Annotated in this window: 23 protein-coding genes, 1 tRNA gene and 4 pseudogenes; 24 read left to right on the top strand and 4 right to left on the bottom strand. The window is 37.1% G+C overall.

Features of this window, described 5'->3' with window-relative positions:
- Positions 1-39 precede the first annotated feature (39 nt).
- The 18 genes and pseudogenes from LC087_RS11085 (at position 40) to LC087_RS11000 (ending at position 15,988) form a co-directional block, all read left to right on the top strand.
- Positions 40-303 carry a hypothetical protein gene (locus tag LC087_RS11085; RefSeq protein ID WP_226542022.1) on the top strand — a complete coding sequence of 88 codons (264 nt, stop codon included), beginning with the start codon at positions 40-42 and terminating at the stop codon, positions 301-303.
- A gap of 123 nt (positions 304-426) precedes the next feature.
- Positions 427-1,575, top strand: coding sequence for an ATP phosphoribosyltransferase regulatory subunit (locus LC087_RS11080; protein ID WP_306020810.1), 1,149 nt, complete (start codon positions 427-429; stop codon positions 1,573-1,575).
- 13 nt (positions 1,576-1,588) lie between these two features.
- Complete coding sequence (gene hisG / locus LC087_RS11075; RefSeq protein WP_371932590.1) at positions 1,589-2,218, top strand: ATP phosphoribosyltransferase; 630 nt, start codon at positions 1,589-1,591, stop codon at positions 2,216-2,218.
- Between the two features lie 20 nt (positions 2,219-2,238).
- Entirely contained in the window at positions 2,239-3,516 is a 1,278-nt protein-coding gene (gene hisD, locus LC087_RS11070; protein WP_226542025.1) for a histidinol dehydrogenase, read from the top strand.
- Between the two features lie 97 nt (positions 3,517-3,613).
- Complete coding sequence (gene hisB, locus LC087_RS11065; RefSeq protein ID WP_226542026.1) at positions 3,614-4,201, top strand: imidazoleglycerol-phosphate dehydratase HisB; 588 nt, start codon at positions 3,614-3,616, stop codon at positions 4,199-4,201.
- A gap of 2 nt (positions 4,202-4,203) precedes the next feature.
- Entirely contained in the window at positions 4,204-4,836 is a 633-nt protein-coding gene (gene hisH / locus LC087_RS11060; protein ID WP_226542027.1) for an imidazole glycerol phosphate synthase subunit HisH, read from the top strand.
- Positions 4,808-5,533: a 1-(5-phosphoribosyl)-5-[(5-phosphoribosylamino)methylideneamino]imidazole-4-carboxamide isomerase gene (gene hisA, locus LC087_RS11055; RefSeq protein WP_226542028.1), complete on the top strand. Its 726-nt coding sequence runs from the start codon at positions 4,808-4,810 to the stop codon at positions 5,531-5,533. The genes hisH and hisA overlap by 29 nt, the downstream gene beginning before the upstream one ends.
- Positions 5,530-6,288, top strand: coding sequence for an imidazole glycerol phosphate synthase subunit HisF (gene hisF, locus LC087_RS11050; RefSeq protein ID WP_226542029.1), 759 nt, complete (start codon positions 5,530-5,532; stop codon positions 6,286-6,288). The genes hisA and hisF overlap by 4 nt, the downstream gene beginning before the upstream one ends.
- Positions 6,285-6,902: a bifunctional phosphoribosyl-AMP cyclohydrolase/phosphoribosyl-ATP diphosphatase HisIE gene (gene hisIE / locus LC087_RS11045; protein WP_226542031.1), complete on the top strand. Its 618-nt coding sequence runs from the start codon at positions 6,285-6,287 to the stop codon at positions 6,900-6,902. Before hisF ends, hisIE begins: the two co-directional genes overlap by 4 nt.
- An 84-nt stretch (positions 6,903-6,986) precedes the next feature.
- A complete protein-coding gene (gene cls, locus LC087_RS11040; RefSeq protein WP_226542033.1) occupies positions 6,987-8,435 on the top strand; it encodes a cardiolipin synthase in 1,449 nt (482 codons plus the stop codon).
- Between the two features lie 264 nt (positions 8,436-8,699).
- Positions 8,700-10,127 carry a tetratricopeptide repeat protein gene (locus LC087_RS11035; protein ID WP_226542035.1) on the top strand — a complete coding sequence of 476 codons (1,428 nt, stop codon included), beginning with the start codon at positions 8,700-8,702 and terminating at the stop codon, positions 10,125-10,127.
- Positions 10,128-10,436: 309 nt separating this feature from the next.
- Positions 10,437-11,381, top strand: a complete 945-nt coding sequence (gene trxB / locus LC087_RS11030; RefSeq protein WP_226542037.1) for a thioredoxin-disulfide reductase — start codon at positions 10,437-10,439, stop codon at positions 11,379-11,381.
- 377 nt (positions 11,382-11,758) lie between these two features.
- Positions 11,759-12,217 carry an 8-oxo-dGTP diphosphatase gene (locus tag LC087_RS11025; RefSeq protein WP_226542039.1) on the top strand — a complete coding sequence of 153 codons (459 nt, stop codon included), beginning with the start codon at positions 11,759-11,761 and terminating at the stop codon, positions 12,215-12,217.
- A gap of 96 nt (positions 12,218-12,313) precedes the next feature.
- Positions 12,314-13,195 carry an RNase adapter RapZ gene (gene rapZ / locus LC087_RS11020; protein ID WP_226542040.1) on the top strand — a complete coding sequence of 294 codons (882 nt, stop codon included), beginning with the start codon at positions 12,314-12,316 and terminating at the stop codon, positions 13,193-13,195.
- A pseudogene (locus tag LC087_RS11015) lies at positions 13,196-14,153 on the top strand (gluconeogenesis factor YvcK family protein).
- 22 nt (positions 14,154-14,175) lie between these two features.
- Positions 14,176-15,130: pseudogene (whiA, locus tag LC087_RS11010) on the top strand (DNA-binding protein WhiA).
- A 24-nt stretch (positions 15,131-15,154) separates the two neighbouring features.
- Complete coding sequence (locus tag LC087_RS11005) at positions 15,155-15,412, top strand: HPr family phosphocarrier protein (protein WP_226542043.1); 258 nt, start codon at positions 15,155-15,157, stop codon at positions 15,410-15,412.
- A gap of 399 nt (positions 15,413-15,811) precedes the next feature.
- Positions 15,812-15,988 carry a hypothetical protein gene (locus LC087_RS11000; RefSeq protein ID WP_226542044.1) on the top strand — a complete coding sequence of 59 codons (177 nt, stop codon included), beginning with the start codon at positions 15,812-15,814 and terminating at the stop codon, positions 15,986-15,988.
- Between the two features lie 41 nt (positions 15,989-16,029).
- On the opposite strand, the pseudogene clpP reads toward LC087_RS11000, so the two are convergent.
- Positions 16,030-16,625, bottom strand: a pseudogene (gene clpP / locus LC087_RS10995) (ATP-dependent Clp endopeptidase proteolytic subunit ClpP).
- Positions 16,626-16,995: 370 nt separating this feature from the next.
- Here clpP and LC087_RS10990 point away from each other — a divergent pair.
- Positions 16,996-17,071, top strand: a tRNA-Arg gene (locus LC087_RS10990).
- A 63-nt stretch (positions 17,072-17,134) separates the two neighbouring features.
- On the opposite strand, the gene yjcZ is transcribed toward LC087_RS10990, so the two are convergent.
- The 3 genes from yjcZ to yvfG all read right to left on the bottom strand — a co-directional run bounded on the left by yjcZ (position 17,135) and on the right by yvfG (position 18,250).
- Positions 17,135-17,284 carry a sporulation protein YjcZ gene (yjcZ, locus tag LC087_RS10985; protein ID WP_226542046.1) on the bottom strand — a complete coding sequence of 50 codons (150 nt, stop codon included), beginning with the start codon at positions 17,282-17,284 and terminating at the stop codon, positions 17,135-17,137.
- A 244-nt stretch (positions 17,285-17,528) separates the two neighbouring features.
- Positions 17,529-17,645, bottom strand: coding sequence for a YjcZ family sporulation protein (locus LC087_RS10980; protein ID WP_226542048.1), 117 nt, complete (start codon positions 17,643-17,645; stop codon positions 17,529-17,531).
- A gap of 392 nt (positions 17,646-18,037) precedes the next feature.
- On the bottom strand, positions 18,038-18,250 hold the full coding sequence (gene yvfG, locus LC087_RS10975; protein WP_226542056.1) for a protein YvfG: 213 nt from the start codon (positions 18,248-18,250) through the stop codon (positions 18,038-18,040).
- Between the two features lie 240 nt (positions 18,251-18,490).
- Between yvfG and rpoN the strand changes: the two genes are divergently transcribed.
- The 5 genes and pseudogenes from rpoN (at position 18,491) to LC087_RS10950 (ending at position 23,566) form a co-directional block, all read left to right on the top strand.
- Positions 18,491-19,792, top strand: coding sequence for an RNA polymerase factor sigma-54 (rpoN, locus tag LC087_RS10970; RefSeq protein ID WP_226542058.1), 1,302 nt, complete (start codon positions 18,491-18,493; stop codon positions 19,790-19,792).
- Positions 19,793-20,050, top strand: a complete 258-nt coding sequence (locus LC087_RS10965; RefSeq protein ID WP_226542060.1) for a glutaredoxin family protein — start codon at positions 19,793-19,795, stop codon at positions 20,048-20,050. It abuts the gene before it with no gap.
- A 120-nt stretch (positions 20,051-20,170) separates the two neighbouring features.
- Positions 20,171-21,193 (top strand): sugar-binding transcriptional regulator, encoded by a 1,023-nt coding sequence (locus LC087_RS10960; RefSeq protein WP_226542062.1) that lies wholly within the window; start codon positions 20,171-20,173, stop codon positions 21,191-21,193.
- Positions 21,194-21,254: 61 nt separating this feature from the next.
- Positions 21,255-22,264: pseudogene (gene gap, locus LC087_RS10955) on the top strand (type I glyceraldehyde-3-phosphate dehydrogenase).
- A gap of 117 nt (positions 22,265-22,381) precedes the next feature.
- Entirely contained in the window at positions 22,382-23,566 is a 1,185-nt protein-coding gene (locus LC087_RS10950) for a phosphoglycerate kinase (protein WP_226542067.1), read from the top strand.
- Positions 23,567-23,590: the final 24 nt, after the last annotated feature.

Genomic DNA, 23,590 nt, shown 5'->3' with positions numbered 1-23,590 from the left:
GAGAAAATCGAATGTATTCTGTATGAAAGGAGCTCACATATGAAATTTAATTGGAGGAAGTTTGAAAAAGGGTTGATTAGAGCGCTACTCTATGGGTTTCTTGCTGGACTTTATTTTGGAGTGATTTTTATATCAAGAGAAAAGGAGGTGGATGGGTACACCTTTCAATCCACACTTTCAGATCATCTTTTTAATATTATAAAACTATCATTTACCATTTCATTAATAAGTGCAGCTGTTTATTTACTGTGGGTGTATTACATGCCATCGCAGAAAACTGAAAACAATAGGGATAATGGGTGAGCAAAAACGGATCTTTCAAGTCATTTCTTCGAAAATGGCTTTTTTTCTTGCGTTCAATACTTTCGTTTGGTAGCATATTATCATATTAACAAACTAAAGGATTTGGAGTGAGTTTCATTGTTTATGTTTGAAAAGCCAGTAGGGATGCGAGACCTATTGCCTGCTTTTTATCAATATAAAGAAAGTGTTAGAGAAAAAATGGTGCGGGAAATTAGACAGTGGGGCTTTCAATTTGTTCAAACCCCTACGTTAGAATACTTTGAGACGGTAGGAAAGCAGTCAGCGATTGCAAAAGAGAAAATGTTTAAAGTGTTAAATCAAAATGGCGACACGCTTGTGATCAGGCCAGATTTAACAGCTCCGATCGCGCGAATTGTGGCCTCTTTTAGTAATCAATTTATACTTCCCGTTCGCTTAGCGTATTCAGGAAATGTGTTTAGAACCCAACAACGAGAAGGTGGAGAGGCTTGTGAATTTGAACAAATAGGCGTGGAGATTATTGGAGAAGCGTCTGTTTTTGTTGATGCTGAGTCTATCTCCCTTCTCATAGAAACGTTAAAAAAAGCAACGAAATCGAAAACGAAAGTGATTGTGAGTCATGTTGGATTCCTTGACTCTTTAGTGGAAGAAAATGTGCAAGACCTATCAGATCAGAAAGAGCACAAGAGATTACTATATTCAAAGAATGAAGTAGGATTTAAACATTATATCGAAGGTCTTCTTCTTTCACCATTTAATAAAAGGAATTTATTAACTTTGCTTTCTTTAAGAGGAGGCGAAGAAAAGCTAGATGAAGCACTCCAAGTTATTACATCTGCAAAAGGGAAAGAGTCCGTTTATCAGCTCCAACAATTGTGGAAACAATTAGTTGATTTTGAAGTTGAAGATTTGATCGCCTTTGATTTAAAGATGATGAATCATATGGACTATTATACAGGTATCTTTTTTGAAGCTTATATAGAAGAGGTTCGCTCGCCAATTGCTAATGGGGGAAGATATGATGAATTGTATAAACAATTCAATAAGGACTTCCCTGCAACGGGGTTTGCGATCCACTTTGATCGCTTGACCGATCATATAAAAGAATTAGAAGAGCCTAAAAAACCCCTCAGCATTCTTTTTTCAGATGCGAAACAAAAAGACGCCATTGAATTGGCTAAACAGTATCGAAAACAGGGGGTGGATGTTGTCTTACAACATATAAAATCTGTACAAGATCTCCCTATTTATAGGCAACAGTTTGAAGATTGTTTGATATTACGAGATGAATGAGGAGGAGATTTTAATGTTAACGATCGCACTTCCTAAAGGAAGAATTTTAAAAGATGCTCTTGATCTTCTGCAAGAGGCTGGTTATGAATCTCCTTTTTCTATTCAAGATTCAAGGAAGCTTATTTTTACACATAAGGACACAACGTTTATTTTAGTGAAACCAGCTGATGTTGTGACTTATGTGGAGCATGGAGTAGCTGATGTTGGCATTGCGGGCAAGGATGTATTAATGGAAGAGGATCGAGATGTATATGAGTTGTTGGATTTAAAGATAAGTCCATGTTATATAGCGGTAGCTGGTTTGCCATCGTATCAAGATACAGGTGTGATGACCAAGATCGCCACGAAATATCCGAACATTGCTTTGACTTATTTTAAAAGCAAAGGAAAACAAGTGGAGATTATTAAACTAAACGGCTCGATTGAATTAGCGCCATTAATTAACTTAGCAGATCAAATTGTCGATATCGTCTCAACAGGAACTACGTTAAAAGAAAACGGCTTAGTGGAATATGAAAAGATTGTGTCCATTACATCGAGACTGATCGTAAATCCGGTTAGTTATCAAATGAAGGATGAACGTGTAGGGAACTTAATCGAACGGTTTGAAAAAGTTATAGAAAAGCAAAAGATTAAGGGATAGTTGCAAGGGGGAACATTTAAATGAAGGTAATGAAGAAAAGAGATCGCAAGCAACGTAGTAAAGATATAGGGACACTGGAACAAAGACAAACCGTCCAATCGATTTTAAAAGATGTTAAAGAACATGGTGATCAAGCGGTTATAAACTATAGTGAAAAATTTGATAAAGTCCAGTTAAAAGATTTATTTGTATCACGCCAAGAAGTCGATGAAGCTTATCAATCCATTAATCAATCAGACTTAGACATTATAAAAGAAGCTATAAATAATATTTCTTCTTTCCATGAAAAACAGAAGATACAGTCGTGGTTTTCATATGAAGAAGCTGGAACCATGCTTGGTCAAAAAGTAACCCCTATAGATTCGGTTGGGGTGTATGTGCCAGGGGGAACAGCTGCTTATCCTTCCTCTGTTCTTATGAATGTCGTTCCTGCATTAGTCGCTGAAGTGAACCGAATTGTATTAGTCAGTCCACCGACGAAGGGAGGGGCACTCCACCCACTCGTTTTAGTAGCTGCTGACCTTTTAAGGGTCAAAGAAATATACAAGGTGGGAGGAGCGCAGGCAATCGCGGCCCTAGCATATGGAACCGAATCGATTCCCCCTGTAGACAAAATCGTTGGACCTGGTAACATCTTTGTCGCATTAGCGAAAAAAGAAGTCTTTGGTACTGTCGCCATTGATATGATCGCTGGACCTAGTGAGATTGTTGTGTTGGCTGATGAAACGGCGGATGCAAGGGAAGTAGCCGCCGATCTGTTATCGCAGGCGGAGCATGATGAACTAGCGAAACCGATATTGGTGACGACATCTGAGCTTCTAGCAGAAACGGTTCAGTCTGAGTTGGAAAAACAATTATCTGTTTTACCTAGAGAAATAATTGCGCGAAGATCCATTGAAGATCATGGTGAAATCTATGTTGTAGATCAATTGGAAGAAGCCATTGGAATTGTAAATGATATTGCTCCCGAGCATTTAGAGGTGATGACAAAACAGCCAATTGATTTGTTGCCCTATGTACGCCATGCTGGAGCGATTTTTTTAGGGAGATATAGCTCCGAGCCAGTTGGGGATTATTTTGCAGGACCTAATCATGTCCTTCCAACAAGTGGGACCGCGCGTTTTTTAAGTCCGTTAACGGTTAACGACTTTGTGAAAAAATCAAGTGTGATTTCATATAGTGAAGCGGCTTTGAAACAGCATGGTAAGAAAATTGCTCAATTTGCGAGATTAGAAGGGTTAGAGGCTCATGCTCGTGCAATCGAAATCCGTTTTGAAAGTAGGATAAAAAAGGTGTAGCTATGTTTCCGCAGACCATCGGTGATTGAGATTCATGTTATTTAGCGACCTATTTCTTTACTTTTGAATAAGTACGTTAAAGATTGGAGAGTGCAAAATGTCTAGAAAAGCGACAGTATCAAGAGAAACAAACGAAACGAATATTTCATTGACTTTTCATTTAGATGGAGAAGGTTTAAACCAAATCAAAACCAACGTCCCTTTTATGACCCATATGCTCGATTTGTTTTCGAAGCACGGTCACTTTAATTTACAGGTAGAGGCAAAAGGAGATGTAGAAATTGATGATCATCATACAACCGAGGATATTGGGATTGTGTTAGGTCAGGCGATAAAGGAAGCGTTAGGTGATAAGAAGGGTATTCATCGATACGGAAACTCCTTTGTTCCAATGGATGATGCTTTAGCGCAAGTTATCATTGATTTAAGTAATCGTCCGCATCTGGAGTTTAGGGGAGACTTTCCAAGTGGAAAAGTAGGGACGTTTGATACGGAACTTGTTCATGAATTTTTATGGAAGCTCGCGTTAGAAGCACGTATGAACTTACATGTAATTGTTCATTATGGTCAAAACACGCACCATATGATCGAAGCGATTTTTAAAGCGTTAGGAAGAGCTTTAAAGGAAGCAACAACCATTAATCCTAAATTTGAAGGTGTCTTATCCACGAAAGGATTGTTGTAAAAGTGATCGGAATTATCGACTATGGCATGGGAAATTTATTTAGTGTTTCCAAAGCGTTAGAGAGACAAAGAGTGCCTTATTTCATTAGTAATCAAATAGAAGAACTTAAAAAAGCAGATGCGTATATTCTTCCTGGTGTCGGGAGCTTTAAAGATTCAATGGATCATTTAAACAAGACGGGGTTAACTTCATTTATTCAAGAGCTACAAAAGCCGTTGCTAGGAATTTGTCTAGGTATGCAGCTTCTTTTTGAAGAAAGTGAAGAAGGCGGTAAGATTGAAGGTTTAAAGCTTTTACCAGGTAAAGTTGAAAAGATCCCTCGGCATGATGGTTTGAAGGTTCCTCATATGGGATGGAATGAGCTAGAGGTGAGTGAAGGGCTCAACTTAGAAGATGATTATGTTTACTTCGTTCATTCCTACTATGTGAAAACTGACGATCCAGATGTGGTTTTGGCGAAGGTGAATTATGGTGTCGATATTCCAGCAATTGTTGGTAAAGGCTCTGTATTTGGCACACAATTTCATCCTGAAAAAAGTTCAAGATATGGAGAAAAAATTCTAGATTGGTTTCTGTCTTTAACAGACGAGAAAAGAGGGATTGAAGATGAGTTTTGTGATGTATCCAGCCATTGATATAAGAGGTGGAAAATGTGTCCGTCTCGTTCAAGGAGATTTTAATCAAGAAACGGTTTTTGGAGAATCACCTCTTCCGGTAGTCAAGTCCTTTATCGATCAAGGAACAAGCTGGATTCATATGGTGGACTTAGATGGAGCAAGACAAGGCGAGCGAGTCAATGCTTCATATGTGATAGAGGCTGTTAATCTTGGTGTGAAGGTGCAAGTAGGTGGTGGAATTCGAACAGAAGACGATATTAAATACTACTTAGAGAATGGTGTAGAACGTGTCATTTTAGGAAGTTCAGTAGTTTCTGACCCTACGTTTGCTTATAAAATGGTAGATTACTATGGAGAAAAGATAGCGGTAGGGATTGATGCAAGGGATGGGTATGTTTCGACTCATGGATGGAAAACGACGTCAACGATAAAAGCAACACAATTAGGTATGGAGTTAGCTTCAGCTGGTGTGGAGCGTTTTATTTTCACAGATATTTCGACTGATGGATTGTTAAAGGGACCTAATATAGAAGCCATTAACGAAATGGCAAGAGTGACGGGAAAAGAAGTGATCGCTTCAGGTGGGGTCAGTAGTTATCAAGATCTTCATAAGTTAAGGGATATTAAAGGAGTACAAGGAGCAATTGTTGGAAAAGCGATCTATTTGAATCGAATTAAATTAAAGAAAGCGTTAGAAAAGGTGAAAGCTCAATGATTACCAAAAGAATTATCCCATGTCTTGATGTAAAAGATGGCCGTGTAGTCAAAGGCGTTCAATTTGTGGAGTTAAAAGATGCCGGTGACCCTACACAGCTAGCTAAGTTTTATGACCAACAAGGGGCAGATGAATTGATCTTTTTAGACATTTCCGCTTCTCATCAAGGGCGTAAGACGATGAAGAAAGTCGTTGAAAGAGTAGCAACGGAGCTTTCCATTCCTTTTACGGTTGGAGGTGGTATTCATACGCTAGAGGATATGAAGTCTCTTTTACGAAGAGGGGCGGACAAAGTGTCTTTGAATACGGCTGCCGTTTCGCATCCTCAACTTATTACGCAAGGAGCTGATTTCTTCGGTAGTCAATGCATTGTGGTCGCCATTGATGCTAAATATGACCCGATACGGGAACAATTTTTCGTTTATACTCACGGGGGACGTAAACAGACAGAGTTAGATGCTATTGAATGGGCAAAGGAAGCGGTGAAAAGAGGAGCAGGGGAAATCTTGTTGACGTCTATGGATCAAGATGGTCGTAAAGATGGTTTTGACTCTCTCTTATGTAGGCTTGTTAGTGAAGCAGTCCCTGTTCCGGTTATAGCTTCAGGTGGTGCCGGCAAAGCAGAACATTTTTGGCGAGTGTTTGATGAAGGGAAAGTAGATGCCGCATTAGCCGCTTCCATTTTTCATTATCAAGAGACTTCAGTTGCCAACGTAAAACATTTTCTAAAAGAGAAAGGAGTATTGGTGCGATGAATATTGAAGAAGTAACCTTTAACCCAGACGGCTTAGTGCCTACGATTATCCAAGATGCAATCACGATGCAAGTATTGACGTTAGCCTATATGAATAAAGAAGCATTACAAAAGACGATTGAAACGAATGAAGTATGGCTCTATAGTCGTAAAAGACAGCAGTTATGGTATAAAGGTGAGACGTCGGGTAACATTCAACATGTTATTGATTTAAGGTGGGACTGTGACAAGGACGCTCTCTTGTTATTTGTTCACCCGACAGGTCCTGCTTGTCACACCGGTGAAAGTAGTTGTTTTAAAGGAACAGAAGGAAGAAAAACCACTTTGACGCAGCTTGAAACCATTATCGAAAAAAGAAAGCAACAAGCAAAGAAAGGCTCTTATACAACTTATTTATTTAAAGAGGGAATTGATAAGATCGCCAAAAAAGTAGCTGAGGAAGCTGCGGAGGTCATTATCGCTGCTAAAAATCGTAACAAAGAAGAAGTGATTTGGGAAACCGCCGATCTTTTCTACCATTTACTCGTTTTATTAAATGAACAAGACGTCCCTCTCGATGAAGTATTCAAAGTATTAGAGGGAAGAATGATTTCTTCAGAAGAAACAAAAAGCTAATGATCGTCAAACTCCATGCTTGTCTCTCGTTTGTATATTGAAATATGTGGTATGATAGAAAAAACAGAGACTAAGGTGGATGGAATGGATTATTTTAATGGCTTTTTTACATTCATATTTATTTTAAACATTCTTCTTTCATTATTTGTCGTTTTTTTAGAAAGAAAGAGTGTAACAGCGACATGGGCTTGGGTTCTTATATTAAACTTCATCCCCTTATTAGGGTTTATCCTTTATTTGATCTTCGGTCAAAATTTAAGTAGAAGGAAAATTTTCAAATGGGATCAAGAAGTTTTCCCTGCAATCAAAGAAAAGCTTGCGAATCAAATGGCGCATTTATCTGAAAATCCTTCATCGTATTACTATGAAGAAATTATTGAATCAAAGGAAATTATTTATATGCACATGAATAATTCGGACGCCCCCTTAACATTACAAAATGATGTGAGGATCTTTACAGATGGTCAGGAAAAATTTGATCAACTATTTAAAGATATTGAGCAGGCGAAAGACCATATTCATTTGATCTATTATATTTTTAGAAGTGATGACCTTGGAACTAAGTTGGGAGATTTACTGATAAAAAAAGCAAAACAAGGTGTAAAGGTAAGATTATTGTATGATGCAAGTGGTTCAAGGGCTATAGGTAAAAAATTTTTGAAAAGGTTAAATGAGGCCGGGATTTTGACTGAACCTTTTTTTCCGTCAAAGATTCCTTTTTTTAATTACCGTATAAACTATCGAAACCATCGAAAATTAGTCATTATTGATGGCAATATAGGGTATATTGGTGGCTTTAATGTAGGTGATGAGTATTTAGGAAAGGACCAACATTTTGGCTATTGGCGAGATACTCACCTTCGAATCGTTGGTGGGGCTGTAAATGATTTGCAAGCAAGGTATATGTTAGATTGGAATCAAGCGTCAAAAGAGCAAATGGTGTATAAAGAATATTACCATTTTAATGAAGAGGAAACGAAAGAAGGATTAGGAATCCAAGTTGTTTCCAGTGGTCCTGATTCAAAATGGGAGCAAATAAAAAACGGCTATATAAAGATGATTTTAACAGCTAAAGAATATATTTATTTGCAGACTCCTTATTTTATTCCGGATGAATCTTTATTAGATGCTTTGACGATTGCGTCGTTGTCCGGTATTGATGTCCGTGTGATGATTCCTAATAAACCGGATCATCCTTTTGTCTATTGGGCCACATATTCCCATGTAGGACAGTTATTGAAAGCCGGAGCAAAAGTGTATACTTACGAGAAAGGCTTCTTGCACTCGAAATGTATTGTAGTGGATGGGAAAGTCTCTTCGGTTGGAACAGCCAACATTGATGTACGAAGCTTTAGGCTTAATTTTGAAGTGAACGCATTTATATATGATGATGAGATTGCTCATAATCTTACTTCCATTTTTCATGAAGATTGTCTCAACTCTTCCATTCTTACGTACCATCAATACCAGAGTAGAAGCTTAAAGATCCGGTTTAAGGAGTCTATTTCACGGTTACTCTCACCGATATTGTAGAGGTTGTTTAAAAAGATGGCCTGGATGTCCTAGAATCATCGTTAGCCACAGGACGTGGTTGAACTTAGCCTGTGATCCTTTAACTAGGCGCATCGTTCTTCAGCGCCCTTTTTCCCCTACTTTTTAAACACGCACTTGTAAGTGATTAAAAAAGCTCTATATAAATTCGATTTTGGATTTATATAGGGCTTCATTTGTTCTTTCTAACATTCACCCTTTTTATGTTATACTTACGTACGGGAAAAAAGTGAATGGAGGATGTATGTGGGAAAACAATACACTGAAAAAAAATCCAATGCTCAAGTTGTCTCGTTTTTCCAAGATGAACAATACTATTATAAACGTGGCATGAAAGCCTATCATGAAGGAGATTTGGACCGTGCTGCTCGCTTTTTGCGTCGTGCAAACCAAGTAAACCCTTCTGATGCAGATGTAATTATTCAACTAGCGAACATATATACAGAATTAGGTGACTATGATCAATCAAATTCTTTGTTAATAGATGTGATGGACCAAAATGATATAGAAATAAACGATTGTTATTATTTTTTAGCCAATAACTATGCTTACTTAGGTTTTTTTCATGAAGCTTTTAAATGGGCAAAGAAATATCAGCTTCTTGGCCCCACAGAGGCCTATGCAGAGGAAAATCAAGAACTTTTAGAATTGTTAACTCTTGAAGGTGCGGATAAAGAAGAAATGAAAGAGGAAGATGAGCTCCTAATTCAACAGGAAGCCGCCAAATCTATGCTAGAAAGAGGAAAATTCTTAGAAGCCATCGATGTGCTAGAAAAAATGATCGAAAAGCACCCCTCATTTTGGTCCGCTTATAATAACCTTTCTTTGGCCTATTTTTACATGGGAGAAGTTGAAAAAGCGAAAGAAATATTGATGAATTTGTTGCAATTAAATAAAGGGAATTTACACGCGTTATGTAACCTTACTGTTTACCACTACTATGAGAAGGATGAGAAAGAAGTAGAGGACTCTGTGCAACAGCTAATAAGAATATATCCATTATTAATTGAGCATAGATATAAATTGGGGGCTACATTTGCCTTGATAGGGTCTTATACTCCAGCCTTTAAATGGTTATATTCTTTATATAAACAGGGGTTTGCAGGAGATGCTACTTTTTATTATTGGCTCGCGTGTTCTGCTTATTATACGGGAAATGAACAGTTTGCTAAGCGAATTTGGGAACGGGTAGTTGAAGATAATCCATTAAAAAAAGGGTCTGAACCTTGGGCTCAAGATGGAGAATTACAATGGATTCATTCAGCTGAAAGGTTATACGACTTATATGTATGCAAGCAATTTAATAAACCATATGAAAATAAACATTCGATGAACAATCCCATTGAGAAAGAAGCGGTACAATATTTGTTTTATGAAAAAACGGAATATCAATTTGTTAAGACAATGTTTTTTGTTGCGGATCAACTCTGTGAAAAACATCAATCTTTAGACCATCATACAGATATTCTTAAAGATTGGTTCGTTGCTTCCGTGCAACTTCATGATAGGGATATAGAATTGCCGAATTCAAAGGGGTTGGCTGCCGCTTTTGATTTTCTTTGGTACAAAGCTCAAGATAAGCAAAAAACAAAAAAGTCTTTAGCTATCCAATACGATCTATCACCGCAAACTGTTTCAAAGTATGTCAAATGGCTAGGTATCCTTCAACCGTGAGCAAATCAATAGCGATTTCTGGTTTTTTTTTGTACGATAATGTTAGTTGATATTTAACACTGTGTACGATAATTCGAACAATAGGCAATGCTATCAAAGAAAAAACCTTTCGGACAATATTTATAGTGCGTGTTCAAAAAGTAGGGGAAAAAGGGCCGAGAAGAACGAGGCGACTAAGCTATGAGCACCACAGTGTACGTTCTCTGTACATGAGGAGTGGAATAGCGAGACAACAAAGTTATTCGACAGCAATTTTTCATGACTTTTTGAACAACCTCTTATACTTCAACTTGGAGGAGGGAACTTGAAATGACAAATAAAAAAATATATGACGTAATTATTGCTGGGGCGGGTCCTGCTGGGATGACTGCAGCAGTGTATACTTCTCGCGCCAACTTATCAACACTCATGCTTGAAAGAGGAATTCCTGGTGGGCAAATGGCCAATACAGAAGAAGTCGAAAACTATCCAGGCTATGACCATATATTAGGTCCAGATCTTTCAACGAAGATGTTTGAACATGCGAAGAAGTTTGGTGCAGAGTATGCCTACGGAGATATAAAGGAAGTTATCGATGGAAAAGAATATAAGGTTATTAAAACAAGTAGTAAAGAATTCAAAACCCGCTCCATTATTATAGCAACAGGTGCGGAATATAAGAAATTAGGAGTTCCAGGAGAATCAGAACTAGGAGGAAAAGGTGTTTCCTACTGTGCGGTTTGTGATGGAGCTTTCTTTAAGAATAAAAACCTTTACGTAATTGGCGGTGGGGACTCTGCTGTCGAGGAAGGTGTCTATTTGACACGTTTTGCAGAGAAAGTGACGATCGTTCATCGACGGAACGAACTTCGTGCTCAAAAAATCTTGCAAGATCGCGCGTTTGATAATGATAAAGTCGATTTTATATGGGACCATACGGTGAAAGAGATCATTGAAGAGAATGGAAAAGTAGGAAAAGTCCTGTTAGAGAACACCAAGACTGGTGAGACTTCTGAACATCCGATCGATGGTGTATTCATCTATATCGGTATGATTCCCTTATCAAAACCGTTCCAAAACCTAGGTATAACGAATGAGAATGGTTATATCGAAACGAATGATCGAATGGAAACAAGAATAGAAGGAATTTTTGCCGCAGGAGATATTCGTGAGAAAATGCTTAGACAAATTGTAACCGCAACTGGGGACGGAAGTATTGCAGCTCAGAGTGCGCAACATTATATTGAAAATTTAATGGAACAGTTGAAAGCATAGGATAAATCAAAATCAATATAAAAGTAACGCTGAATTAACTCGGTTGTAACACATGTGAAATATTGATAAGTTACTATAATAAATAGGAATTGACCCCCTTTTATATAATATAGACTTTTTGTTCAGTACGGGTATTTACAACCTGTACTTTTTTTGAGTGGAAATGTAATCGCTTTACTTAATAGAAAAATTTTTGACATATTTCCGTTACATACGATATTGGAAACGTTGAGCTTGTAGTAGTATAATAAATAAAATGGTTAAGATCGTTTAGAGGTTTAAAAAAAAGAAAGGTTTGATTGTCAAATAAGGAAGGGTTAGAGCATTTCCTTTCTGTATAAACACGAATCGCATTATAGGGCTTGAGGTGAACGTCGTTGCAACGAATTACGAATTGCGTTTTAGCAAAAGATCAAGAAGTATTGCTTTTACAAAAGCCAAGAAGAAATTGGTGGGTTGCTCCAGGAGGAAAGATGGAGCATGGGGAATCAGTGAAAGATTCTGTTATAAGAGAATATCGAGAAGAGACAGGAATATACTTGATTAATCCAACTCTAAAAGGAGTTTTCACATTTATTATTGAAGAGGAACAAGAAATTACTTCGGAGTGGATGATGTTCACTTTTTTTGCTACGGATTTTCAAGGAGAAAACGTAGTAGAAACAGAAGAAGGAATATTAGGCTGGCATGGTATAGATGAAACGAAAAATTTAGCTATGGCGCCTGGCGATTATCATATTATTGATTATATGTGTAAGGGAGATGGAATGTTGTTTGGTACCTTTACCTATACTCCAGATTTTGAGCTGCTCTCTTATCGCTTAGATCCTCAATAAAGATTGTTGTTTCACTTAAGGTAATGGCTCCACTCTACTTATCTGACTTTTTGAACATCACCTAATAGAAAATATGTTCAGTAGGAGAGAAATATCATGAACGAAGCAAATCAATTGAAAATGGTCATTATAACGGGAATGTCTGGTGCTGGAAAAACAGTGGCGATGCAAAGCTTTGAAGATTTAGGATATTTTTGTGTCGATAATCTACCTCCTACATTGTTACCCAAGTTTTTAGAATTGATGAAGGAATCAGGTTCTAAAATGAATAAAGTAGCTTTAGTGATGGACCTTAGAGGACGAGAGTTTTTTGACCGACTTTTTGAAGCGTTAGATCATATATCCGAATACTCTTGGATTACGCCGCAAATCTTGTTTTTAGATGCGAAAGATCAAGTGCTGGTCACTCGTTATAAGGAAACACGGCGGACGCATCCTCTTGCTACTGATGGATTACCTTTAGAAGGAATCCAATCTGAAAGAGAGCTTCTAGAAGATTTAAAAGGTCGTGCTCAACTTATTTTTGATACTTCGACCATAAAGCCAAGAGAACTTCGTGAAAAAATATTAAAACACTTCTCTGGGACTGAACAACATACCTTTATGGTGAACGTGATGTCTTTTGGGTTTAAATATGGTTTACCTATTGATGCAGATTTAGTATTTGATGTGAGGTTTTTACCAAACCCTCACTATATTGATCAATTACGTCCGTTAACCGGTCTTGATAACGAAGTTTCAAGCTATGTATTGAAATGGAATGAGACACAAAAATTTATTGACAAGCTGATGGATTTATTAGGCTATATGCTTCCTCATTACAAACGTGAGGGGAAAAGTCAGTTAGTCATTGCTATCGGCTGTACGGGTGGACAACACCGTTCTGTAACACTAGCAGAATATATTGGTAATTATTTCGGGAAGGAGTATAATACGCACATTTCTCACCGTGATATCGAAAGGAGGAGTCGAAAATAATTGGATGGTCAAAAGAAACGAATTGTCATTATTGGCGGAGGAACAGGATTATCTGTATTACTAAGAGGATTAAAGTCTCTTCCGATTGATATTACAGCAATTGTAACGGTAGCTGATGATGGAGGTAGTTCAGGAAAGATAAGGGATCAACTTCATATTCCTCCACCAGGCGATATTAGAAATGTGTTAGCTGCTCTCTCAGATGTAGAGCCCCTAGTAGAAGAGTTATTTCAACATCGTTTTAAGAAGGAAAATAATCTAAATGGTCATTCTCTAGGTAACCTTCTCTTAGCTGCCATGACGAATATTACTGGTGACTTTATGCATGCCATAAGAGAAATGAGTCGTGTATTAAATGTTCGTGGGAAGGTTCTGCCGGCTGCAAATGTTAGTGTCGTGTTACATGCAGTAATGGAGGACGGAACCATTGTGTCAGGTGAATCAAAGATACCTGAGAGTGGCAAAAAAATAGATCGTGTTTATTTAACTCCAGACAATATTGAACCGATACCTGAAACATTAGAAGCGATTGATCAAGCGGATTTAATTATCATTGGTCCAGGAAGTTTATATACAAGCATTTTACCTAACTTATTAGTTCCTAAAATCGGAGATGCTGTAAAAAAAGCAGAGGCTAAAAAAATTTATATTTGTAACGTTATGACGCAACCAGGAGAAACGCTTCAATATACCGCAAGTGATCATGTTAAAGCCTTGTATCACCATTTAGGGGAACCATTTTTAGATACAATTTTAGTGAATAATGAAGATGTTCCTGTTTCTATTAAAGAAAGGTATAAAAAAGAGAGTGCTGAACCCGTTCGATATGACATTGAAGCCCTTCGGGAAGCTTGGTTTGAATGTGGTATATGATCAGATCCTTGAATTTAATGAAGGAATGATTAGGCACGATACGAAAAAAGTAGCAGAGCTTATTTTTGAAAAACTCTTAAGATAGTTAAAAGAGGAGGTGTATAAGTTTGTCTTTTGCATCCGAAACTAAGAAGGAATTGACGAATCTAGAGGTGGATGCTTGTTGTGAAAAGGCAGAGCTATCTTCTCTTATTCGAATGAATGGTTCTCTCTTTTTTTCTAACAAAAAAATGGGAGTAGACATTCAAACAGAAAATGCAGCGATTGCACGTAGAATCTATACGTTATTAAAAAAACCGTATGATACATCAGTAGAGCTCCTTGTTCGAAAAAAAAATGCGTCTTAAAAAGAATAACATTTATATTGTTAGAATTACAGAACAATCAAAAATGATTCTTAAAGATTTAGCTATTATAGGGGAACATTTTTTCTTTCAACACAACATTTCAAACGATTTGATACGTAAAGATTGCTGTAAACGAGCTTATTTGAGAGGCGCTTTTTTAGCAGGTGGTTCGATAAATAATCCTGAAACTTCTTCTTATCATTTAGAAGTATTTTCATTATATGAGGAACATAATGAGTCATTAAATCATTTAATGAATTCATATGATTTAAATAGTAAAACGTTAGAAAGAAAAAAAGGGTTTATTACTTATTTAAAAGAAGCAGAAAAAATTAGTGAATTTTTAACATTAGTTGGAGCGCACCAAGCACTATTAAGGTTTGAAGATGTGAGAATTGTACGAGATATGAGGAATTCTGTTAATCGACTCGTTAATTGTGAAACAGCGAACTTAAATAAAACGATTGGGGCAGCTCTTAGGCAAGTAGAAAACATTAATTATATTGATGAAAGAATTGGGTTAGATGCTTTGCCAAGTAAATTGAGTGAAATTGCCAAGTTACGTGTTAAATATCAAGATGTCACCTTAAAAGAACTAGGACAGATGGTTTCTGGAGAAAGTATTAGCAAATCCGGCATTAATCATCGACTACGAAAAATTGATGAAATTGCAGAGAAATTACGATCGGGAGAACCGGTTTCATTGAATAAATAATAAATGAGGAGAGAGGGGATTGTAATGGCTGAAAAAACAGTCGAGGTTTTTTTGAAGAAGGGGTTACAGGCGAGACCAGCCGCCTTATTTGTACAGGAAGCTAATCGGTTTACGAGTGATATCTTTCTAGAGAAGGATGGTAAAAAGGTGAATGCAAAAAGTATAATGGGAATCATGAGTTTGGCCATCAGTACAGGTGCAATTGTCACGTTAATTGCTGAAGGGTCTGATGAACAAGAGGCAATTGAAGCGTTAGCCGATTATGTAAGTAAGGATCAATAAGAATTAATTATAGGAAAGCACGAGAATTTCTCGTGCTTTTCTTACAGAGTAAGAAGTATAAAAATCTTTCCTTATTTGGATGGTGCTTTTATTTTTGTCTAGCTCCAGCGCCCAGCGACGGGTAGCGCTTTCGACGCACACGACGTGCTAGCATCATCGTTGCCCACAGGACGTGGGCGCCTTTAGATGATGTTCCATTTCTCTACGATAAGTCAACGGAGACGCCTCCAGGAAGGAGGTGGATCTACGTTTGCCACAGGACGTGGCAGTAGTTAGTAGATCCTCCGCTTTCCGGCTTTTCGTGTTTCCTTTATCTCATACGGAGTGCTCAAGCCCCTTCGTTGCTAAACGGGCGCTTGCGCTTTTCTTAAGAAGATGTAAAAGACAGGAGAGAGGCTAATGTATGTAATGAATATGGTGTATCAATTAGTTGCCTTTTTTGTATTAATCATTTTATTTATAATTCCAATTGTATTAATGATTTTATTCGTTATTTTCATGAAGAAAAATTCGGAGCATTTATATAGAATAGAGGAGAAAATCGATAAATTATCGAAGGATGAAAAATATCAATAGGACGCGCGAATTGAACAGCGCGTCCTTCGTAAACATATTTTTTACTTATTATCTAACGTATGACGAGTAATGACATTGTCGATAATACCATAGTTTAAGGCATTTTCAGCAGACATAAAGTTGTCACGATCCGTATCTTTTTCAATTATTTCTAGAGGTTGACCCGTACGCTCAGCCAAAATTTTGTTAAGCTTATCTCTCATAGAAAGGATACGTCTTGCTGCGATATCGATATCGGTAGCTTGACCTTGTGCTCCACCTAATGGTTGGTGAATCATCACTTCAGAATTTGGTAATGCATAACGTTTTCCTTTTTCACCAGCAGCTAAAAGGAAACTCCCATAGAAGCGGCCATTCCAATACAAATGGTCGAAACACTTGGTTTAATAAATTGCATTGTGTCATATATGGCCATGCCTGCAGTAATCGAACCTCCAGGACTGTTGATGTAAATAGAAATGTCTTTTTCAGGATCCTCAGCTTCTAAGAATAATAATTGTGCAACAATTGAGTTCGCAACATTATCATCTATGCCACTTCCTAGCATAATTACACGGTCTTTTAAAAGGCGAGAGTATATGTCGTAAGCACGCTCTCCTCTATTTGTTTGTTCAATTACAGTAGGGATTAAGTTCATTCCTTCTTCCTCCTTCGTATTCATTAGTAAATTTTATGTATTTCCATCATACAACTAAGGTCAAAAAAGGTCAAACGATATGGTTTTCTTTTTATCTATATATTCTAACTGTAATCAGCATACCCTGTTTGTAAGGTTTTAAACAATAAGAAATGCTTCAAAAAAAAGGTGGGCTATGTCTGAATTTACAGCTATTGTGTGCTATTAAAGTCTTATGATTGCAATTTGGGGAAACGGAGCACGAGAAAGCGGAAACCCGTATAGACATGAATGGATGGTGACATTTGTTCATGTTTTTAGAAGCAGTTTATCATAATCTTGTAATTGAAGTTTAAATGTTTTATAATAAGTTTCTGACGAAATTTCACATGCGCTCGTAGCTCAGTTGGATAGAGCGGTGGTTTCCGGTACCATGTCTGTCGGGGGTTCGAATCCCTTCGAGCGCGTAAATATATTTTTGTTACATTTATGTAGCAAGAACAAGGCTATTGGAGCCTTGCTCATTTTTATTAACCGTTAAATAATGCAGCACCTGCTCCAATGATGATTAAAAGAATGAATAGAACAAGCACGATTGCAAAGCCTCCATTGCCACAGCCACCTCCATAGTAGCCGCCAGCATAGTTATTACAACAACCGTATCCACCTCTGTAGCCCATAAGTTTCACCTGCCTTTCCTTTTAGTTTTTTTATTATAAGATCAGAAAGTATAAATTTTGTCCTTTATAAGAGAGTGCTTTCATCGTTGTCTAGCTCCATCGCCCAGCAACTCGTAAGTTTTCGCCCTCCTCCTTATGATAAGTCAACATCGAAGCCTACGGCTTTTCGTGTTTCCTTTATCTCATACGGAGTGCTCAAGCCCCTTCGTTGCTAAACGGGCGCTTGCGCTTTTCTTATTTCAAATTAGTAGCCGAATCTATTTCCACCGCAACATGCGCATCCTACAATGACTAAAAGAACAAACACTACGATAATAAAAGCAAAACCTGCTCCAGTACCGTATCCACCACATTCGCTCATTCATATCCACCTCCTTTGTAATACATATATATGAATCTAGGAGCTTGTCACGAATGGACATTCGTCTATTTTTTATTAAAAAAATTGCTTTTTTAGATAATATCGCAGAATTAAAGTGAAATCACTTTCATTTATGTAAAAAATAGGATTCGTTTATAAATATAAATGGTTTGAATGTTTAAAGGGGATTCGTTAAATACGTTGGGCTGACTCGGTGGAAAGTCAGCCCCATTTGAATAGGAGGTACATCGTAAGTGGATACGGTACGGTATATCATATTCGATTAAACATAACGTGATAGGGACAAGCGCGTTGTTTTTCGTAATTTAGGCGAAAAATAATAAAAAGACCTAGTACTTGTATTTGTAATGGAATGGTTTTTGTAAAAAAATTTAATCTTCTTTTTTTACTTTTTTGTACGCTTCGTCAAGGTTTTGAATTCGTTTAATGATTTCATAGTTTTTTGTAAGTTGGTCTTGAACAAGGCTAGATACAACAGAACGATAATAACCATTCATGGCATCAACTTTTGAGCGATCTTGATTCATTTCGATATGTTGACGAAAGTTTTCTTCAAAATGCTGTTTTGAAAATAATTGGCTCATTATTCATTCCTCCTTTTTCATTCGTTTATATCATTTTTGACGGGCGCTTCCGCTTTTCTTACAAGATAGGAATGGATAAACTTTGTCCTTTATAAGAAGGTGCTTCATCGTTTTCTCGCTCTATCGCCCAACGACTCGGACGTACAGGTTGACGTTTCATTATCCCTCTGTTGATAAACGTGCGTTCCCGCTTTTCTTCTTATTGTCCATTGTGTAAAATGAGTGTTAGGGGTGAGAAGGATGGATATGAAAGCTGGTTTGTATCAAGAACAAACGTTAAAACTGACTTTATCAACAGAGATGCAACAAGCTATATCGTTGTTGCAATATCCTTCGTTACAGCTTTATAGCTATTTGGAGCAGCTTTCTATAGATAATCCCCTCATTGAAGTAGAACAGACTTCTGAAATATTTTATCATAAACGCGAAACTTCTCGTAAACAAGAAGAGGGTACTTTATATGACCCACCTGTTTTTTTAGGTTCTTCACTGCAAGAGTCATTGTATGAACAGCTTCTTTCGTTCTCGTTAACAAAGGAGCAAAATAGAGTGATTACTATTTTAATTGACTCGTTAGATGAAAACGGTTACATAGATGCTTCGATCGAACAATTACAAAAAAGGTTTCACCTTTGTAATCAAATTTTAACGGAAGGATTGACTCTTCTTCAATCATTAGAACCTGCTGGTATTGGAGCAAGAGACCTTCAAGAGTGCTTATATCTACAACTAAAAAGAAAAAAAAAAATCCCAAAAGAACTCCTAAATTTAATAAAGGAGTATTTTGATCCATTTGTCAATAAATCATGGAACCGATTAAAAAGGGATACAGGCATTTCAATTGAAAAGCTTCAGCGCTATTTTCATTCATTGAAAGAACTAGATCCCAAACCAGGAAGTAAATATACAGATCAACCCCCTATTTATGTTATTCCGGATGTTTTGTTTGAAGAAAGGCATGGACAGTGGAGCATTATTTATAATGACCGTTTCTTACCCAAAATGACATTAAATAACGACTATGATGTAATGAGACAAACTGATGAAGAATGTCGCTCCTATTTGTTAAAAAAATATCAGCAGTTTCAACATTTACATCAAGGATTAGCATACCGACGATTAACGATTTTAAAAGTGATGGAAAGTATTGTTCAACGTCAACTTGATTTCTTTTTAATGGGTAACAATGTCCTCAAACCTTTGACAATGAAGGAAGTAGCTGAACAATTAGAAGTACATGAATCAACTGTGAGCCGAGCAGTTAAAGATAAATATGTACAGACTCCTTATGGATTGAGAAAAATGAAATCTTTCTTTACCAATAAGATTGAGCAAGAAAATGGTATCGATGCTACTTCTTCCCGGATTAAAGAAATGATTCAAATAATAGTGCAACAAGAGGATAAAAAGAAGCCGTTATCCGACCAAAAGATGGTGGACATCATTCAAGGACAATATTATATAGAGGTGTCGAGAAGGACGATTGCAAAATATCGTGAGCAACTTAAAATACCTTCATCACAGAAAAGGAAGGAATATTAAATGAATAAGAAAAAACTAGTCATGTACAGCAAGGATCAATGTCATTTATGTAAAAAAGCTAAAGAGGCCGTGCAACCACTTTTAGAAGAATTTGATCTTATATTTGAAGAGATTGATATTTATCAAGATGATGAGTTGATTGAACGTTATTCACTTATGATTCCTGTTGTTGAATATGAAGGAGAAATGTTACTTTATGGGCAAGTCACAAAAGATTCACTAAGAAAGCGTTTACTAAAACAAATGCCTATTGATTAACCTTTTCACCCCTGTTACAATGAATTTGTAGCAGGGATGATTTTTTTTACTCTTAGTGGGACATAATATGTCACACCGGGACAAATGACGTCCTAGTCTTCACTAATGAAGAGGGATAGAATGAAATCGCTTATAGAAATACAAAAAAAATTATTACCAGATCTTCTTCTTGTTATGCAAAAACGCTATCAAATTCTGCAATACATACGACTAATGCAACCTATTGGACGAAGAAGTTTAGCCAGTAATTTAAGTATTAGTGAACGAGTGTTAAGAGCTGAAGTTCAATTTTTGAAAAATCAAGGATTAGTTAATGTTTTAAGCTCAGGCATGACAATGACAGAAGAAGGAAATGACTTACTACTATCTTTGGAAGAGACGATGAAAGACGTTTTAGGATTAACAATGTTAGAACAAGATTTAAAGAAGCGTCTGAAGTTAAAAGAAGTAATTATCGTTTCAGGGGATAGTGATCATTCATCTTGGGTAAAACAAGAGATGGGAAGAGCGTGTGTAGCCTGTATGAAACAGCGTTTAGTCGATCAAAAAAGTATTGTAGCTGTAACAGGAGGCACCACGATCGCAGCTGTTGCTAGTATGATGACACCTTTAGAAAAAGGCAGGGAAATATTGTTTGTTCCTGCAAGAGGTGGACTTGGAGAAAATGTTGAGAATCAAGCGAACTCTATTTGTGCAAATATGGCACAAAGAGCGCATGAAAATTATCGTTTACTTCATGTTCCAGATCAACTCAGTCAAGAAGCCTATCGTTCTATTATAGAGGAACCAGCAATTAAAGAAATTTTGACTTTAATTCGCTCATCTAATATGGTGATTCATGGAATAGGAGAGGCGAAAACAATGGCTGAAAGAAGAAAAACTTCTCTTGCTGACATGGAGAAGATTGAAGATGGAAAAGCTGTCGCTGAAGCATTTGGGTATTACTTCAATCAAGAAGGAGAAGTTGTACACAAAGTAAATACGATTGGCATACAGTTAGAAGATTTAAAATCGATTCGTCATGTAATTGCTGTTGCAGGAGGAGCTTCTAAGGCTAAGGCAATTAAAGCTTATTTGAAAGAAGCATATGACTCCATTTTAATTACAGATGAAGGAGCGGCAAAAGCGTTATTAAAGGGGTAATTTTCCCTTTTTATAAATATAAAAATAATGTTTTTTCACATATTAAAGGAGGAATTATAAAATGGCAGTAAAAGTTGGTATTAATGGTTTTGGACGTATTGGACGTGTTGTATTCCGTGCAGCATTAAAAAATCCTGAGGTAGAAGTAGTAGCGGTTAATGATTTAACAGATGCAAATATGCTAGCGCATTTATTACAATATGACTCTGTACATGGTAAACTAGATGTGGAAGTTTCTGCTAGTGGTAAAAACCTAATTGTTGATGGAAAAGAAATCACGGTTCTATCTGATCGCGATCCAGCTCAATTAGGTTGGGGAGACCTAGGAGTAGAAGTGGTTGTTGAATCTACTGGTCGCTTCACAAAGCGTGCAGATGCTGCAAAACATTTAGAAGCAGGAGCGAAAAAAGTCATTATTTCTGCACCAGCATCTGAGGAAGATATTACAGTTGTAATGGGTGTTAACCATGAGGAATATGATGCAGCTAACCACCATGTTATTTCAAATGCTTCTTGTACAACAAACTGTTTAGCTCCTTTTGCTAAAGTGTTAAATGATCAGTTCGGTATTAAACGTGGGATGATGACAACTGTTCACTCTTACACAAACGACCAACAAATCTTAGACTTACCTCATAAAGACTACCGTCGTGCTCGCGCTGCAGCAGAGAATATTATTCCTACTACAACAGGTGCTGCCAAAAAGCTGTATCTTTAGTATTACCTGAACTAAAAGGTAAATTAAACGGTGGAGCAATGCGTGTACCAACACCTAATGTATCATTAGTAGACTTAGTTGTAGAGCTTGATAAAGATGTAACGGCTGAAGATGTGAATGCAGCATTAAAAACAGCTTCTGAAAATGAACTGAACGGAATCTTAGGATATAGCGAAGAGCCACTAGTATCTGGTGACTATAATGGATGTCCAAACTCTTCAACAATCGATGCACTTTCTACAATGGTAATGGAAGGTAACATGGTAAAAGTAATTTCTTGGTATGATAATGAAACTGGTTACTCTCATCGTGTTGTAGACTTAGTTGAATATGTTGCTAAGCAAGGGCTATAAAATAGAAGAATCTTTGACAAACATCAAATAACAGGGGAGAGGTATTGAATCCTTTCCCTTTTGTTTGAGATTATTTTATGTAGGACAAGAGAAACCTACAAGGAGGATTCGGTTGTCATGAACAAAAAAACTGTAAAAGATATTGATGTAAAAGGAAAAGTCGTATTTTGTCGTGTTGATTTTAATGTCCCTATGAAAGAAGGGAAAATTACGGACGAAACGAGAATTCAAGCAGCGATTCCAACGATTAGTTACTTGATTGAACAAGGTGCAAAAGTTTTACTTGCGAGTCACTTAGGGCGCCCGAAAGGTCAAGCGGTTGAAGAGCTTCGTTTAACTCCAGTAGCAAAACGCCTAGGTGAGATTCTTGGGAAAGATGTAAAAAAAGCAGACGAAGCTTATGGTGACTCTGTTAAAGCTGAAATCTCAAATATGGCTGACGGCGATGTTTTAGTATTAGAAAATGTACGTTTTTATCCTGGAGAAGAGAAAAATGATTCTGAACTAGCTAAATCATTTGCAGAATTAGCAGATGTATACGTCAATGATGCATTCGGTGCGGCGCATCGTGCTCATGCTTCAACAGCTGGGATTGCTGATTATCTTCCAGCCGTATCTGGATTTTTAATGCAAAAAGAACTAGATGTCCTAGGAAAAGCTTTATCTAATCCAGAAAGACCTTTTACAGCTATTATCGGCGGAGCAAAGGTTAAGGATAAAATTGGTGTAATTGAGAACTTGTTAGAAAAAGTAGATAACATCATCATTGGTGGTGGACTTGCCTATACCTTTATTAAAGCCATGGGTCATGACGTAGGAAACTCTTTATTAGAAGAAGATAAAGTTGATTTAGCAAAAAGATTTATGGATACAGCGAAAGAAAATAACGTTAACTTCTATGTACCTGTAGATGTTGTTGTTGCAGACGACTTCTCCAATGATGCTAATACAAAAGTGGTGACGATCGATTCTATCCCTGAAGGTTGGGAAGGTTTAGATAACGGTCCAAAAACAAGAGGAATTTATAAAGATGTTATTAAGAAATCAAAGCTTGTCATTTGGAATGGACCGATGGGCGTTTTTGAAATGGACACGTTTGCTGAAGGAACGAAAGCCGTTGCAGATGCTTTAGCAGAAGCAAAAGATACATATTCAGTCATTGGTGGCGGAGATTCAGCAGCGGCCGTAGAAAAGTTTGGCGTAGCGGATAAAATGGACCACGTATCAACTGGTGGTGGAGCTTCTTTAGAGTTTATGGAAGGAAAAGAGCTTCCCGGTGTTGTAAAGTTAAATGATAAATAATCGAATTTTTGTCAGAAGAGGTGA

Source organism: Bacillus carboniphilus (genome assembly GCF_020524035.2).
In the GTDB taxonomy this organism is placed as follows: Bacteria; Bacillota; Bacilli; order Bacillales; family JAIVKR01; genus Bacillus_CC.
Note: the sequence above shows the minus strand (reverse complement) of the source record. Positions and strands in the feature narration are given on the sequence as shown.

Bases quoted from the DNA above. Each gene is read 5' to 3' on its own strand.
- hisIE (WP_226542031.1), top strand. From the start codon at position 6,285: ATGAATATTGAAGAAGTAACCTTTAACCCAGACGGCTTAGTGCCTACG.
- LC087_RS11085 (WP_226542022.1), top strand. From the start codon at position 40: ATGAAATTTAATTGGAGGAAGTTTGAAAAAGGGTTGATTAGAGCGCTA.
- yvfG (WP_226542056.1), bottom strand. From the start codon at position 18,250: ATGAGCCAATTATTTTCAAAACAGCATTTTGAAGAAAACTTTCGTCAA.
- LC087_RS10950 (WP_226542067.1), top strand. From the start codon at position 22,382: ATGAACAAAAAAACTGTAAAAGATATTGATGTAAAAGGAAAAGTCGTA.
- yjcZ (WP_226542046.1), bottom strand. From the start codon at position 17,284: ATGGGCTACAGAGGTGGATACGGTTGTTGTAATAACTATGCTGGCGGC.
- LC087_RS10965 (WP_226542060.1), top strand. From the start codon at position 19,793: ATGAATAAGAAAAAACTAGTCATGTACAGCAAGGATCAATGTCATTTA.
- hisA (WP_226542028.1), top strand. From the start codon at position 4,808: ATGAGTTTTGTGATGTATCCAGCCATTGATATAAGAGGTGGAAAATGT.
- hisF (WP_226542029.1), top strand. From the start codon at position 5,530: ATGATTACCAAAAGAATTATCCCATGTCTTGATGTAAAAGATGGCCGT.
- LC087_RS10960 (WP_226542062.1), top strand. From the start codon at position 20,171: ATGAAATCGCTTATAGAAATACAAAAAAAATTATTACCAGATCTTCTT.
- cls (WP_226542033.1), top strand. From the start codon at position 6,987: ATGGATTATTTTAATGGCTTTTTTACATTCATATTTATTTTAAACATT.
- LC087_RS11080 (WP_306020810.1), top strand. From the start codon at position 427: ATGTTTGAAAAGCCAGTAGGGATGCGAGACCTATTGCCTGCTTTTTAT.
- hisB (WP_226542026.1), top strand. From the start codon at position 3,614: ATGTCTAGAAAAGCGACAGTATCAAGAGAAACAAACGAAACGAATATT.
- rapZ (WP_226542040.1), top strand. From the start codon at position 12,314: ATGAACGAAGCAAATCAATTGAAAATGGTCATTATAACGGGAATGTCT.
- hisD (WP_226542025.1), top strand. From the start codon at position 2,239: ATGAAGGTAATGAAGAAAAGAGATCGCAAGCAACGTAGTAAAGATATA.
- LC087_RS10980 (WP_226542048.1), bottom strand. From the start codon at position 17,645: ATGAGCGAATGTGGTGGATACGGTACTGGAGCAGGTTTTGCTTTTATT.
- LC087_RS11005 (WP_226542043.1), top strand. From the start codon at position 15,155: ATGGCTGAAAAAACAGTCGAGGTTTTTTTGAAGAAGGGGTTACAGGCG.
- hisG (WP_371932590.1), top strand. From the start codon at position 1,589: ATGTTAACGATCGCACTTCCTAAAGGAAGAATTTTAAAAGATGCTCTT.
- rpoN (WP_226542058.1), top strand. From the start codon at position 18,491: ATGGATATGAAAGCTGGTTTGTATCAAGAACAAACGTTAAAACTGACT.
- LC087_RS11000 (WP_226542044.1), top strand. From the start codon at position 15,812: ATGTATGTAATGAATATGGTGTATCAATTAGTTGCCTTTTTTGTATTA.
- trxB (WP_226542037.1), top strand. From the start codon at position 10,437: ATGACAAATAAAAAAATATATGACGTAATTATTGCTGGGGCGGGTCCT.